We start from the raw sequence: 13,792 nt of genomic DNA on the forward strand, positions 1-13,792 counted from the left end.
TCAAGCTCCTTTCTGCGCCGCCTTGAGCGCGCGTGCCAGGTCGTCGATCAGGTCGTCCGCATCTTCCAGTCCGACCGAGAGGCGCATCGTGCCCTCCGTGACGCCGCTCGCGGCCAGCTGGTCAGAGGGGACGCGGAAGTGGGTCGTCGAGGCAGGGTGGATCACGAGCGACTTGGCATCGCCCACGTTGGCCAGGTGCGAGAACACCTGGAGGCTGTCGACGAAACGGCGGCCCGCGGCGCGGTCGCCCTTCAGGTTGAAGGTAAAGACGGCGCCGCAACCCTTGGGCAGCAGTGTCTTTGCCAGCGCGTGGTCCGGGTGGCTGCCTAGCTCCGGGTAGGAGACCGAGTCGACCATCGGGTGGCTCAGCAGGAACTCGACGATGCGGCGCGTGTTGGCGACGTGGCGCTCCATACGCAGGCCCAGCGTCTCGATGCCCTGCAGGATGGCAAACGCATTATGCGGGCTCATGGTTGCGCCGAAGTCGCGCAGGCCCTCGCGGCGCGCGCGCAGGGCGAAGGCGCCGACCGTGGATTCTTCCGTGAACACCATGCCGTGGAAGCCCTCGTAGGGCGCGCACAGTTCGGCGAAGCGCCCGCTGCGTTCGAACGCGCGTTGCCAGTCGAAGGTGCCGCCGTCGACCAGCAGGCCGCCGATCGCGGTACCGTGCCCGCACAGGAACTTGGTAGCCGAGTGGAAGACCAGGTCGGCGCCGAGATCGAAGGGCTTCATCAGCCAGGGCGTGGTGAAGGTGGCGTCGACCATCAGCGGCAGGTCGTGTTCATGGGCGAGCGCGCCGATGCGCGGGATGTCGAGCACGTCCAGGCCGGGGTTGCCGAGCGTTTCGCCAAACAGGACTTTCGTCTCCGGCCGGATCGCCGCGCGCCAGGCATCGATGTCGCGCGGGTCGACAAAGGTCGTTTCGATGCCGAAGCGTTTCAGGGTATAGGCCAGCAGGTTGTGCGAGCCGCCGTACAGGGCTTTCGAGGCGACGATGTGCGAGCCGGCTCCGGCGATCGTGCACAAGCCCAGGTGCATCGCCGCCTGGCCGCTGGCCGTGGCGATGCCGGCGACACCGCCTTCGAGCGCGGCGATGCGTTCCTCGAGCACGGCATTGGTCGGGTTCGAGATGCGCGAGTAGACGTGGCCGCTGCGTTCCATGTTGAACAGGGAAGCGGCATGGTCGGAATCGCGGAAAGCGAACGAGGAGGTGAAGTGGATCGGGGTGGCGCGCGCGCCGGTTGCCGGATCGGGCGAGGCGCCTGCGTGCAGCGACAGCGTATCGAAGCCGGGATATCGTGGACCGCTCATGGATGGCTCATCTAGGCAATAATGATGGCCGGCATCGTAGCATTCTTTCATCTGGCGGCGACAGCTCGCGCTATCCCGGCGCAGGCTGTTCCCTCGCAAACCTGGATTTTCTGCTAGGCTTAGGCTACATTCGTGTTATGCCTTAGACAAAAGTAGATAGAACAACTTACAGTGAATATTCCAACAGAAATGCCAACTGACGCCGGGGTGGCCAATATGAAAGTTTCAGAGATCCTGCAGGTGAAGGGCAACATCCTTTACACGGTGACGCCCGAGACGCTCCTGGCCGATGCCGTGAACACGATGTCCGAGAAGGACATCGGTTCCCTGGTGGTGATGGAGTATGGCGACCTGGTCGGGATGCTGACCTTCCGCGAAGTCATCAAGGTGCTGCACGCGAATGGCGGCGCCCTCGGTGCCGGCACGGTGCGCAAGCACATGGACGACAGCCCGATCACCGTCACGCCCGACACCGAAGTGAACGAAGTGCGGCGCATGATGCTGGAAAAGCATGCGCGCTACCTGCCGGTAATGAATGCCAAGACCCTGCTGGGCGTGATCTCGTTCTACGACGTCGCACGTGCGGTGCTGGAAGCGCAAAGCTTCGAGAACCGCATGCTCAAGGCCTATATCCGCGACTGGCCGGCCGAGCAGGCTGCCGAAGACTGAGGCAAGCCAGGGTGGGCTGCTCGTCAATCAGGCCCGCGCCTGGTTGACTCGACGCGGTCGAACGCCGTTTGCCTCGCCGCGGCTCGCATGCGCGCCGCGGCCACCCGTCCCCATCAAGCCGCGCGCTCCACAGGCTGCTGTCCCAGCCACGCCAGCAAGTCCTGCGGCGCCAGCGGCCGCGCGAACAGGTAGCCCTGCGCCAGCGGGCAGCCCAGCGCATGCAGGATCTGCGCCTGGCGCTCGTCCTCGACCCCTTCGGCAACGATCGACAAGCCCAGGTTGCGGCCCAGCTGGATCACCATCTCGGCAATGCTGCTGCCGCGTGCCGAGCCCGTGATTTCGGTGACAAAAGCGCGGTCGATCTTCAGGCGGTCGACCTGCAGGCGCTGCAGGTGCGACAGCGACGAGAAGCCCGTGCCGAAATCGTCGATCGCGATCGACACGCCGGTGCGCTTGACCTGGGCGAGCAGGTCGGCGAGCTGCTGCGGCTCTTCCATCGCCATCGATTCCGTGATCTCGAGCTCGACGTATTCCGGCGGCGCGCCGGTCTCGTCGAGGGCGCGGCGCAGCACCTCGACGAAGTGCGGATGGCGGAACTGCACCTGCGAGACGTTGATCGACATCGTGAACGCCTCATGGCCTGCCTGGTGCAGGCGCACCAGTTCGGCGCAGGCTTCGCGCAGCACCCAGGCGCCGATCTCGACGATCATGCCGGAGTACTCGGCAATCGGAATGAAACGGTCGGGCGGAATCATCCGGCCGTCGGCCGTGCGCCAGCGCAGCAGCGCCTCGGCGCCGAAAGGACGATGGGTGGCCAGGTCCACCTGGGGCTGGTAAGCCAGGTAGAGCTCGCCGCCCTTGAAGCCGCTGCGCAGCGCATGCATCAGGCGCACGCGTTCGCGGATCTCCACGCCCATGCCGCGCGAAAAATAGAAGTGGCCGCCGCGCTGCTGGGTCTTGGCACGCTTGAGCGCAATATCGGCGTCCTTCAGGGCGTCGGCGCCGCTGCCGTCATGTTCAGCCAGGCGCACCAGGCCGAAGGTGCCCGAGACCTGGACGTCCTGGCCGTCGATCGAGAAGGGGACAGCGAACAGGGCGTCCAGCGCTTCCGGGGTGTTGAGGGCGCTGTCGCCGAGCACGGCGAAGATGTCGCCGCCGATGCGCGCCACCGTCAGGCGAGGGTCGAGCTGCTGCTGCAGGCGCTGGGCCACCGCCACCAGCAGCAGGTCGCCGAAGCCATGGCCGAGGGCGTCGTTGGTTTCGGCGAAATGGTCGAGGTCGACCAGGTCCAGCGTGGCGTCGTGTTCGCCCGCGGCGGCGACGGCGGCGTCGAGCGCCTCGACCAGGCGCGTGCGGTTCGGCAGGCGCGTCAAAGGGTCGGTAAAGGCGGCCGCGTTCAGGCGGCCCACCAGTTCGACGTTGTCCAGGCCCACCGAGACGACGCTGGCAAACACGTTCAGGAGGCGCCTGGCGCCTTCGCTTGCCGGTGCGGCGAGGTCGACGGCGGCAACGAACTCGCGTCCCGACTTGCCGGCGAAGTAGAGTGCCAGCAATCCGGCGCGAAGCGAGCCTTGCGCGCCGCCAGCGCTTGCTGCGCAAGCGCGGCCAGGCGGGGTGGGCGTGGGCCGCGAGCGTCGTTCCTTCCAGCGAACGGGCCTCGCCCGCCGCGCCGATCACGCGCAGCTGGCCGGCGTCGTCGAAGCACAGCACGCCACCGGGCTCCTGGCCGAGCAGGGCCGCGGCCTGGGCCAGCACCGAGCGCGCCACGTCGCGGGCGCCGTGCAGCGTCATCAGCTCGGCCCCGGCATGGACGATGCGTTCGAGCCCGGCACGGCCATAGCCGAGCGCCTGCAGTTGCTGGTAGCAGCGCACGGCCGCGGCCACGGTCGTATAGAGCTTGGTGCGGGTGAGTTCGGACTTGGTGCGGTAGTCGTTGATGTCGAGGTCGCGGATCGCGTCCATCTCCGGCGCGTACCCGGGTTGCCCGGTGCGCAGGATGATGCGCACGTCGGCGAGGCCCGTGGCTTGGCGCACGTGACGGACCAGGTGCAGGCCGGCGTCGGGCTGTTCCATCACGACGTCGAGCAGGATCACCGCGATGTCGGACTCGCGTTCGAGCAGGGAGCGCGCCGCGCGGGCCGAATAGGCGTGCAGGAATTCGAGCGTGCGGCCCTGTACCTCCAGGCCCGCGAGGGCGAAGGTGGTGGTCGAGTGCACGTCGGCGTCGTCGTCGACGATCAGGATGCGCCATGCCGGCCGTTTGCCGGCCACGGGCATGCCTTCTTGTGGCTCGTCCAGGAATACCAGGTGGTCGTGCGCGGCGGCGTCACCCGGCGGTATCGATGCGGGCATTGTTCTTGCGTCTCCAGGATGGGCTCGACATACTTTACTGATCCAGTATAGCCGGAATTGCCGAGTTGATAGGTCGAATATTGCGCTACGGCAAAAATATGCCGGATTTCGGCAACAGCCCCGCTTGCCAGCCCGGCGAGCGGCCCCCATACCAAGCCCCGCGCCGGCTGGTAAAATGGATTTTTTCACCCTACTGCGCCTACCATGTCCGGCAATACTTTCGGCAAGCTGTTTTCCGTTACCACCTTCGGCGAATCGCATGGTCCCGCGATCGGCTGCGTCATCGACGGCTGCCCGCCGGGCCTGGCCCTGTCCGAGGCGGACATCCAGCCGGAGCTCGACCGCCGCAAGCCCGGTACCTCGCGCCACGTGACCCAGCGCCGGGAAGCGGACCGGGTGCAGATCCTGTCGGGTGTCTACGAAGGCGTCACCACGGGCACCCCGATCGCGCTCCTGATTGCCAACGAAGACCAGCGCAGCAAGGACTACGGCAACATCGTCGAGACCTTCCGTCCCGGCCACGCCGACTACACCTACTGGCACAAGTACGGCGTGCGTGACCCGCGCGGCGGCGGCCGTTCGTCGGCGCGCCTGACGGCACCGGTCGTCGGCGCCGGCGCGGTGGCCAGGAAATGGCTGCGCGAGCGCCATGGCGTCGCCTTCATGGGCTGCATGCGCCAGCTCGGCGAGATCGAGGTGCCCTTTCGCGGGTGGGAGCACGTGGCCCATAACCCGTTCTTCGCCGCGACGGACGACGCGGCGCTGCTGGCGCGGATGGAAGCCTATATGGATGACCTGCGCCGCGCCGGCGACTCGATCGGCGCGCGCATCGACGTCGTGGCATCGAACCTGCCGGTGGGCTGGGGTCAGCCGATCTACGACAAGCTCGATGCCGACATCGCCTACGCGATGATGGGGATCAATGCGGTCAAGGGCGTCGAGATCGGCGCCGGCTTCGCCTCGGTCGCGCAAAAGGGTTCCGAGCATGGCGACGAACTCACGCCCGAAGGCTTTGTCGGCAACCATGCCGGCGGCGTGCTGGGCGGGATCTCGACCGGCCAGGACATCACGGTCTCGCTGGCGATCAAGCCGACCTCCTCGATCCGGGTGCCGCGCCGCTCGATCGACAAGGCCGGCGTGCCAGGCCTGGTGGAAACCTTCGGCCGCCACGACCCTTGCGTGGGCATTCGCGCCACGCCGATTGCCGAGGCCATGCTGGCCCGGTGCTGATCGACCACGCGCTGATGCATCGCGCCCAGTGCGGGGACGTGGTGGTGGACACGCCGCGCATCGGGCCGCACGGCGCCTGATCCGACAAGGAAGCGGCGCGGGTCCTGTCAGGGCTTGAGCGCCGCGACCTCGACCTGGGTACGGCGCTCGACCGCGCGCACCACCAGTGCACGCAGGTCGTTCAGCAGCGAGAACTCGGCCTGGCTCAGGCTGACCGACGGGAAGCTGTCGTCCCAGTCGCCATAGATGAAGCCGACCGGCTGGCCACCCATGCACAAGGGGATGACGACGAAGCAGCGCGCGCCCGTCAGACCGGTCTTCCACCACGCCGGCAGCTTGGCGGCGAATGTGGGATCGCGCGCGTTCTCGATGAAGATCACGCGGTCGCTGGCAAGGGCCGCGTGGAAGACGTCGGCCGCATAGCCGTCCGCGAAACCGAGTTGCGGCATCAATGCCCGTGCGCCTTCGCCGAAACCCATCTTGGCCAGATACTTGCCCTCGCGGCGGTTGCGCAGGAAGGCAAAGGCACGCGTGAACGACAGGCCCCGGTAGATCGTCTCCAGCGCCATCGATGTCATCTGGCCGGGCGTGACGTCGATGCCGGCGTCGCGCATGTCGGCCACGCCGCTCATCAGGATGCGGTTGCCCGCTTCGCGCTTGCGCGTCACGGCCTCGGCCTGCGCGCTTCACGGAAGGCCTGGCCAGCGGCGCGATCGTCAGGTCGGCGGCCGCCTCGGTCTTGGCCTGGTTGACCGCGTCGAGGATGGCGTCAAGCTCCACGCCCAGCATCGGCGCGAATGCGCTTGCCAGGTCGCGCACGCGCGCGGCGCCAGGCGCGTCGTCGTGCCACAGCGAGTCGGCGCAGCGCGTGGACATCGTTCCCAGCGCCGCCAGCCAGTCGTCGTGGCGGAATGCGGCATTGCGCTCGCCGGGTTCGAGCGTGCGCATGCTCGCGACCAGGTTGCGCGGCAGCCCCAGTGTTCGGCGGCGGCCCGTCCCAGCTCCTCCAGGCTCAGGCCCAGCACGCTGCGTTCGCCGCCCCCAGCGCCGGGCGCCTGCAGGCGCGCCCACGCTTCCGGCAGGTAGAAGGTCACCATCATGCGTCCCAGGGAATGCAGGATGGAGCAGACCACGGCTTCCTCGGGGTCGCGGGTGGCCGCGCGCGCCGCCACCTGGTGTGCCACCATTCCGGCCAGCACGGCTTTTTCCATCTCGACGTGGGCCGGCGCGGAGTCCGGCCTGTTCCTGGACAGTTCCTCGATCAGCTTCAGGCCCAGCGCGAGGTGGCCGATGGCCTCGGTACCCAGCACCAGCACCGCCTTCGAGACGGTATTGACCCGCTGGCCGAAGGCCGAGTACATGCCGCTGTTGGCAAGGCGCAGCACCTTCTGGGTGAGCACCGGGTCCGACAGCACGGTCTGGGCCATCGAGAATTCCTGCTCGTCCTCGCCGCGCATCGACGCCAGGATGGCATTGATCGCACGCGCAAAGCCCGGCATGTCGCCCTGGCGGCGGGTGCGCTCCCACAGCAGGGCGAGGGTGGCGTCGGCCGTGGCCGGACGGTCGGTGGAGGGCGAGATGCCTGGTTGCGTCATGGTGTGCTTGCCCGTGGTTCGGACGGCGGCAATGCCGTGTAATGCTTGTCTTCGAGGGCCGCGAGCGCGACATCCGCCGGCATCGGCTTCCCGGTGAGGTAGCCCTGCACGTAGCGGCAGTCGCGGCCCTGCAACCAGGCCAGCTGCTCCTCGGTCTCCACGCCTTCCGCGACGACCGCGAGGTCGAGGTGGCGCGCCATGTCGAGCACGGCGCTGCAGATGGCCGCTTCCTTGTGCGCGCCCGGCAGGTCCTTGACGAAAGCGCGGTCCACTTTCAGCACCGAGATCGGGAAGCGCTTGAGGTAGGCCAGCGAAGAATAGCCGGTGCCGAAATCGTCGATCGCGATGCGCGCGCCGCGCGCGGCCATGCGTTCGAGGATGGTCTCGGCATGCACCGGGTCGACCATCAGGGTGCCCTCGGTGATCTCGAGCACGAGGCGGTCACCCGGCAACTCCGAGAAGGCCAGCGCCTCGTCGAGCACGTCGAGGAATTTGTCGTTGCGGAACTGGCGCGGGCTGATGTTGACCGAGATGTAGAGCGGCCGCCCCGCCGCTTCCTCGAACTGGCGGATCTGGGTGCAGGCCGCCTTCAGGGCCCAGGCTCCCAGCAGGGTGATCAGGCCGTTGGTCTCGGCGATCGGGATGAAGCGCACCGGCGGCACCATGCCCAGGGTCGGGTGCTTCCAGCGCATCAGCGTCTCGAAGCCCTCGATCAGGCGTGTGCGCGCGTCGACGATGGGCTGGTAGTAAAGCAGGAATTCCCCTTCGCGCACGGCGCTGAACATGGCCGCCTCGAGCGAGATGTCGTGCTGGGGCGCGCCGCCTTCGCGCGCGCTGTAGACGAGGGCGCGGCCCTTGCCGGTTTCCTTGGCGCGGGCCAGCGCCGCACCGGTCAGGGCCAGCAGGGTGTTGTCGTCCTCGGCATGCCCGGGACAGAGCGCGATGCCGATCGAGGCGCCCAGATGGATCGTATGGCCGTCGACCTCGAAGGGCGTTTGCAGGGCCGCGAGCAGGCGTCCGGTCACGAGCTTGATCTGCGCCTGGCTGACCGTGCCGGGCAGGATGGCGACGAACTCGTCGCCGCCCAGGCGCCCCAGGGTATCGCTGTCGCGCAGGGTCTTGCGCAGGCGCGCCGCGGCCTGGCGCAGCACGGCGTCGCCCACCGGATGGCCGGCGCCGTCGTTGACTTTCCTGAAGCCGTCCAGGCCGACGGTGGCGAGCGCGAAACCCTGGCCGGAACGGCGCGCGTTGGCAACGACCACGCGGATGCGGTCGCCCAGCAGCAGCCTGTTCGGCAAATCGGTGAGCGCGTCGTGGGTCGCCATGTGGCGCAGGCGCTCTTCGGTGGCGAACTGCGCACTCATGTCGCGCCCGACGACGAGCAGGCTGGCGTCAAGCTCGCCGGTCGCCGCGATGCGCAGCTCGAAAGGTAATTCGCGCCCCGGGCAGCGCAGGCGTACGCGCAGCTGCACCGGTTCAGAAGTGGCGCAGGCGTCGACGATGGCGGTGCGCAGCGCCGCGCTGTCGGTCTCGGCGACCAGGCTGGCAAGCGGCAGGTCTTGGAGCCTGCCTTCCAGCCCCAAGAGGCGGGCAGCGCGGCGGCTGGCCGTGCGGATCTGGCCCGAGGGCGCGAGACGAAAGACGGCGTCGCCCGCCGCTTCCATCAGGCCGTCCAGGCAGGTGGCGCCGTGCGCCTGGGCTGGCAGAGCGGACGGCAGGGCGGTAGGGGAACGCATTGTCGAATATCTGCCTTCTTGCTGGCTTGGGAGCGAAAACCGCGCGACTTGTGCAAGCGCAGGGAACTGTATCACCGAAAAATTCTGAAGGGCATTGCAACGCGCCCCGCGTGGACATCGTTTGCGCTAGCGCAGGGTTGCCTTGCTTGACGCCGCGCTTTGCGCTAGCCTGTTGCCGAAACGAGTTGTCGATCGATCAACTGCGCTGCGTCTGGTTGCCCATCAGCATTGTCGCCGATGGAAGCGAGTGGAACCAGCCGCTTGGCTCGTTTTCGATGCTTTTGCGCAACATAATCACGAAATATCACATCTGGAGCGCCGCGTGCGCGAGGAACCGCGATGAATCCCTTCGACACCCATGAAGTCCTGAACCAGGCGCCGCCCTTTGGCGACATCAACCTGTTCCGCTGCGACCCGGCCCTGCAGGAAGCCCTGGCGCGCGAGGGTGCAGGCTGGGCGCTCGACGCCCTGGCTTCGCTGGGCGAGCGGCTCGGACGCGCCGAGGTGCTCGACCTGGTCCGGCTGGCCAATGCGAACGGCCCGCGCCTGGTCAGTTTCGACCGCAGCGGACGCCGTGTCGACGAGGTGGAGTTCCATCCGGCCTGGCACAACCTGATGAGCCTGATGATCGGGGCCGGCGCGCACTCGGCGCCCTGGCGCGACCCACGTCCCGGTGCCCAGGTCGCGCGCGCCGGCGCCTACCTGCTGTTCGGCCAGGTCGAGAACGGAGCGCAGTGTCCGGTGACGATGACCTATGCCTCGGTGCCCGCCCTGCGCCGCGCCGGCCGCCTGGGCGAGCGCTGGCTGCCGAAGATCCTGTCGAACGAATACGACCCGCGCTCGCTGCCGGTCGAGCAGAAGCGCGGGGCCCTGATCGGCATGGGCATGACCGAAAAGCAGGGCGGCACCGACGTGCGCGCCAACACGACGCGGGCGCGGGAGATCGCCCCGGTGACGCGCGGGCGCGCTTCGGCGAAGAAGGCGAGGGCGCCTGGCAGATCGTCGGCCACAAGTGGTTCTTTCGGCGCCGCAGTCGGACGCCCACCTGATCCTGGCGCAAACCGGCGAGGGCGGCAGCGCCGACGGGTCGCCGCCCGGACTCTCATGCTTCTTCGTGCCGCGCTACCTGCCGGACGGCAGCCGCAACGCCATCCGCGTGCAGCGTTTGAAGGACAAGCTCGGCAACCGTTCGAACGCCTCCTCGGAAGTCGAGTTCTGCGACGCGGTCGGCTGGCTGGTGGGGCCCGTCGGGCGCGGCATCCCGACCATTCTCGAGATGGGCGGCTACACGCGCCTGGACTGCGTGGTCGGCACGGCCGGCATCATGCGCGCGGCGCTCTGCCACGCGCTGCACCACGCGCGCGGGCGCAGCGCCTTCGGCAGGCCGCTGGCGCAGCAGCCCCTCATGCAGAACGTGCTGGCCGACCTTGCCCTCGAATCGGAGGCGGCCACCGCTTTCGCGCTGCGCCTGGCGCGCTGCTTCGACAGCCTGGACGATCCGATGGAAGCGGCGCTGGCCCGCATCCTGACTCCGGCCGGCAAGTACTGGCTGTGCAAGCGCGGCCCGGCTTTTGGGGCCGAGGCGATGGAGGTCATGGGCGGCAACGGCTATGTCGAGGACGGGCCGCTGGCGCGCCTGTACCGCGAGTTCCCCGTCAACTCGATCTGGGAAGGCTCGGGCAACGTGATGTGCCCGGATGTGCTGCGCGCGCTGGCCAAGTCGCCGGAGAGTGCGCGCGCCGCGCTGGAGGCGGAACTGGCCCCGGCCGCCGCGCTCGACCCGCGTTTTGGCGCCTACGTGGCGCGCGCCTCGGCCAGGACATGGCCCGGGCTGGCGAACTCGACGGTCGGCGCCTCGCCGAGCGCCTGGTCATCGCGGTCCAGGGCGCCTGCCTGCTACGCCATGCGCCGGCGTTTGTCGCCGAGGCCTTCGTCGCATCGCGCATCGCGCAAGACGTCGGCGGCGCCTTTGGCCGGCTGCCGGCAGGGCTCGACCTGGACGCCATCCTGGGGCGGGCTTTGGCGGTTTAGGGTGAAATTTCTACAGCGGGGCGCGACAAACCTGCGCGCTACTGGGATAATGGCGGGTTACGATCCACAGGCAGCCTGGCAACAGTCCATCGTAGCGGTGCATGCGCCGTCCCGTACCCGCGTACGGCACGGCGAGGCACCGGCGATGCGGCCGCAGTCCGGCGCTCCACACACCAGAACAATTCCATGTCGATAATGAAACAAGACCCGCGCTTTCCCAGCCTCTTCATCCTGAATCACCCGCTGATCCAGCACAAGCTGTCGCACATGCGCGAGCACGACACCTCGACCCGCACCTTCCGCGAACTGCTCAAGGAAATCACGCTGCTGATGGGCTACGAGATCACGCGCGACCTGCCGCTGACGACGCGCCCGGTCCAGACCCCGCTGGTCACGATCGACGCACCCGTCATCGCCGGCAAGAAGCTGGCGATCGTGCCGATCCTGCGCGCCGGCATCGGCATGAGCGACGGCCTGCTGGAACTGGTGCCCTCGGCACGTGTGGGCCACATCGGCGTATTCCGCGACCCCGAGACCCACGAGCCGGTCGAGTACCTGGTGCGCCTGCCCGACACCACCGACCGTACCTTCATCCTCTGCGATCCGATGGTCGCTACCGGCAACTCGGCGGTGCACGCGATCGACGTGCTGAAAAAGCGCGGCGTGCCGGACGAGCAGATCCTGTTCCTGGCCCTGGTTGCCGCGCCCGAGGGCGTGAAGGTCTTCCATGACGCCCACCCGAACGTGAAGCTGTATGTGGCCTCGCTCGATTCGCACCTGGACGCGCACGCCTACATCGTCCCTGGCCTGGGCGACGCCGGCGACCGCATCTTCGGCACCAAGTAAGCGGTGGCGGGAGCGATGCAAGCGGGCTTCTTTGCCCGCCTGATGCAGGCGAACGAGACGTTCCGCGCCGGCCTGCCGGGCACGTTGCGCAGGCTGCAGGACGTGCGGGCCGGTCTCGATCCGGCGGCGCCCGCGGCCGACCTGGTGGCCGAGCTGGGTGCGCTGCTGCACACGCTTGCCGGCGCGGCCGCGACCTTCGGTTTTCGCGAGATGGGGCAGGGTGCGCGCAGCCTGGAGCAGCGCCTGCGCGTGCTCACCGCATTCGATCACGTCGGTGCAGGCGACTGGTCGGCCTGGCTGGCGGGCGTGGAGCAATTCGCACAGGCGGGCCTGGCAGGCTCGCGCTCTGCGTAGCACGGCCCGCCTCCGGGCGTGTTGCCTTGAGCAAAAAATCTTGCATGAAGCCGTTTGATCCACCGCAAACTTGCCACCCTTCGATCGCCTATATTCTCCTTACTGCCGACGTAAAACCGTTAGCGTGAAAGTTGGCTAGCAGAAGCACCTTATACCGGGTCAATACTGCCTTCAAGCAATGTTATTCGACATCCTCAGGTACTGCTTTCCAGCAATGTAACGCGCCTTGTTTTTTTATTTTGCGAAAATTGGGTGCACGCGGTTTTATTCGGTATAATACGGGATCGTTGGGTTCGAGCTAGTAGTGCAGTCTGTCTGTCATTTCTTTCTTGCTACTTCAAACGATCATAAACGGGCGTAAGCCCACTTAACTGAAATAGGAAATTGTAATGGCAACTGGCATCGTTAAATGGTTCAATGACTCCAAGGGTTTCGGCTTCATCACCCCTGATGAAGGCGGCGAAGATCTGTTCGCGCACTTCTCGGCTATCCAGAGCCAAGGCTTCAAGTCCCTGCAAGAGAACCAGCGCGTCTCGTTCGACGTGACCTCGGGTCCTAAGGGCAAACAAGCATCGAACATTCAGCCGATCTAATCGTCGCTGAGTTACGATGAAAAATCCTCGGCACTGCCGGGGATTTTTTTCGTCTGTTGGTTTCAAAAGATTGTTGACGGAAGTTAATAAGCTGGGCCGCCCTGCTGTTTAATTTCCGTTCGCCAATAATCAGGCTGGGCATAGGCCCGCCGGAGAAAGTCGACGAAGGCGCGGATACGCAGCGGCAGGTGGCGCCGCTGGGCAAATACGGCATGGATGTCGTTGCCTGGCGCCGCGTATCCGTCGAGCACCGTCACCAGTTCGCCCGACTCGATTTGCGCGGCGACTTCCCACATCGAACGCCATGCCAGGCCGCGGCCCCTCAAAGCCCATTCGTGCAGCACGGCGCCGTCGTTGCACACCATATTGCCGGCCACCCGCAGCGTCACCGTCTTGTTATTCTCGCGAAAGGTCCAGCCGCGCTGGCTGCCTTCGCTGCTGATCGCCAGGCAATTGTGGCGCGCCAGGTCGGCCAGCGTGACGGGCGTGCCATGACGCTTCAGGTAGCCCGGCGCTGCCACCACCACCCGCGCATTGTCGGCGAGCTTGACGCCGACCAGGTTCGAGTCGCCCAGGCTGGCGATGCGAATCGCCACATCGATGCCTTCACCGACGACGTCGACGACGCGGTCGTTCAGGTTGAGGTTGACGGTCACGTCGCGATGTTCGGCAAGGAAGGAGGGCAGCAGGGGTGCCACATGCTGGCGCCCGAACCCGGCCGGAGCCGATACGAGCAGGTGGCCACGTGCATGGGCGCTGCGTTCCGACACTGCGGTTTCGGCGTCTTCCAGTTCGCCCAGGATGCGCTGGCAATCCTCGAGAAAGGCCGCGCCTTCATCGGTCAGTACCAGGCGCCGGGTCGTTCGCTGCAGCAGCTTGACGCCGAGCCTGCTCTCGAGGGAGTCGAGGCGCCGGCCGATCATTGCCGGGGCGATGCCTTCAGCCCGTGCCGCGGCCGACAAGCTGCCGCGCGCCGCCACCTCGACGAAGGTGGAGATCTCCTTGAACTTGCCCATGGTCTTGCCTCATCTGTGACAAATACGCACAGATGATGTGCATAAATGTATCGTTTAGC

10 protein-coding genes and 3 pseudogenes are annotated in these 13,792 nt (G+C 67.0%); 6 read left to right on the forward strand and 7 right to left on the reverse strand.

From position 1 onward, the window contains the following. Positions 1-1,311, reverse strand: coding sequence for an O-acetylhomoserine aminocarboxypropyltransferase (locus G4G28_RS11555; RefSeq protein ID WP_182988376.1), 1,311 nt, complete (start codon positions 1,309-1,311; stop codon positions 1-3). 216 nt (positions 1,312-1,527) lie between these two features. Between G4G28_RS11555 and G4G28_RS11560 the strand changes: the two genes are divergently transcribed. Then, entirely contained in the window at positions 1,528-1,980 is a 453-nt protein-coding gene (locus G4G28_RS11560) for a CBS domain-containing protein (RefSeq protein ID WP_182988377.1), read from the forward strand. A gap of 113 nt (positions 1,981-2,093) precedes the next feature. On the opposite strand, the gene G4G28_RS27475 is transcribed toward G4G28_RS11560, so the two are convergent. Together G4G28_RS27475 and G4G28_RS28250 are read right to left on the reverse strand one after the other, a co-directional pair. Continuing rightward, positions 2,094-3,533, reverse strand: a complete 1,440-nt coding sequence (locus G4G28_RS27475; RefSeq protein ID WP_267875278.1) for an EAL domain-containing protein — start codon at positions 3,531-3,533, stop codon at positions 2,094-2,096. 127 nt (positions 3,534-3,660) lie between these two features. After that, positions 3,661-4,593: pseudogene (locus G4G28_RS28250) on the reverse strand (DUF3369 domain-containing protein); the annotation flags it as partial. Between G4G28_RS28250 and aroC the strand changes: the two are divergent. After that, a pseudogene (gene aroC, locus G4G28_RS11570) lies at positions 4,537-5,642 on the forward strand (chorismate synthase). The pseudogenes G4G28_RS28250 and aroC sit on opposite strands and share 57 nt — an antisense overlap. 27 nt (positions 5,643-5,669) lie before the next feature. Here the strand turns inward: aroC and G4G28_RS28255 are convergent. Genes G4G28_RS28255 through G4G28_RS11580 form a run of 3 tightly spaced genes read right to left on the reverse strand, consistent with a single transcriptional unit; the run spans position 5,670 to position 8,821 of the window. Continuing rightward, positions 5,670-6,230: a hypothetical protein gene (locus G4G28_RS28255; protein ID WP_308602296.1), complete on the reverse strand. Its 561-nt coding sequence runs from the start codon at positions 6,228-6,230 to the stop codon at positions 5,670-5,672. A gap of 48 nt (positions 6,231-6,278) precedes the next feature. Then, on the reverse strand, positions 6,279-7,157 hold the full coding sequence (locus G4G28_RS28260; RefSeq protein WP_308602298.1) for an HDOD domain-containing protein: 879 nt from the start codon (positions 7,155-7,157) through the stop codon (positions 6,279-6,281). Next, positions 7,154-8,821 carry a bifunctional diguanylate cyclase/phosphodiesterase gene (locus tag G4G28_RS11580; RefSeq protein WP_183108464.1) on the reverse strand — a complete coding sequence of 556 codons (1,668 nt, stop codon included), beginning with the start codon at positions 8,819-8,821 and terminating at the stop codon, positions 7,154-7,156. The genes G4G28_RS28260 and G4G28_RS11580 overlap by 4 nt, the downstream gene beginning before the upstream one ends. A 411-nt stretch (positions 8,822-9,232) precedes the next feature. Here G4G28_RS11580 and G4G28_RS11585 point away from each other — a divergent pair. The 4 genes and pseudogenes from G4G28_RS11585 (at position 9,233) to G4G28_RS11600 (ending at position 12,717) form a co-directional block, all read left to right on the forward strand. Then, positions 9,233-10,924, forward strand: a pseudogene (locus G4G28_RS11585) (isovaleryl-CoA dehydrogenase). 195 nt (positions 10,925-11,119) lie between these two features. Next, on the forward strand, positions 11,120-11,770 hold the full coding sequence (upp, locus tag G4G28_RS11590) for a uracil phosphoribosyltransferase (protein WP_182988378.1): 651 nt from the start codon (positions 11,120-11,122) through the stop codon (positions 11,768-11,770). A 15-nt stretch (positions 11,771-11,785) separates the two neighbouring features. Continuing rightward, complete coding sequence (locus tag G4G28_RS11595; RefSeq protein ID WP_183108388.1) at positions 11,786-12,124, forward strand: Hpt domain-containing protein; 339 nt, start codon at positions 11,786-11,788, stop codon at positions 12,122-12,124. Between the two features lie 389 nt (positions 12,125-12,513). Then, a complete protein-coding gene (locus G4G28_RS11600; protein ID WP_182988379.1) occupies positions 12,514-12,717 on the forward strand; it encodes a cold-shock protein in 204 nt (67 codons plus the stop codon). An 83-nt stretch (positions 12,718-12,800) separates the two neighbouring features. On the opposite strand, the gene G4G28_RS11605 is transcribed toward G4G28_RS11600, so the two are convergent. Continuing rightward, a complete protein-coding gene (locus tag G4G28_RS11605) occupies positions 12,801-13,733 on the reverse strand; it encodes a LysR family transcriptional regulator (protein ID WP_182988380.1) in 933 nt (310 codons plus the stop codon). Positions 13,734-13,792: the final 59 nt, after the last annotated feature.

Source organism: Massilia sp. Dwa41.01b, assembly GCF_014171775.1.
In the GTDB taxonomy this organism is placed as follows: Bacteria; Pseudomonadota; Gammaproteobacteria; order Burkholderiales; family Burkholderiaceae_D; genus Telluria.

Coding starts and splice junctions, on each gene's coding strand:
- G4G28_RS11555 (WP_182988376.1), bottom strand. CDS start 1,311: ATGAGCGGTCCACGATATCCCGGCTTCGATACGCTGTCGCTGCACGCA.
- G4G28_RS11560 (WP_182988377.1), top strand. CDS start 1,528: ATGAAAGTTTCAGAGATCCTGCAGGTGAAGGGCAACATCCTTTACACG.
- G4G28_RS28260 (WP_308602298.1), bottom strand. CDS start 7,157: ATGACGCAACCAGGCATCTCGCCCTCCACCGACCGTCCGGCCACGGCC.
- G4G28_RS11580 (WP_183108464.1), bottom strand. CDS start 8,821: ATGGAAGCGGCGGGCGACGCCGTCTTTCGTCTCGCGCCCTCGGGCCAG.
- upp (WP_182988378.1), top strand. CDS start 11,120: ATGAAACAAGACCCGCGCTTTCCCAGCCTCTTCATCCTGAATCACCCG.
- G4G28_RS11595 (WP_183108388.1), top strand. CDS start 11,786: ATGCAAGCGGGCTTCTTTGCCCGCCTGATGCAGGCGAACGAGACGTTC.
- G4G28_RS11600 (WP_182988379.1), top strand. CDS start 12,514: ATGGCAACTGGCATCGTTAAATGGTTCAATGACTCCAAGGGTTTCGGC.
- G4G28_RS11605 (WP_182988380.1), bottom strand. CDS start 13,733: ATGGGCAAGTTCAAGGAGATCTCCACCTTCGTCGAGGTGGCGGCGCGC.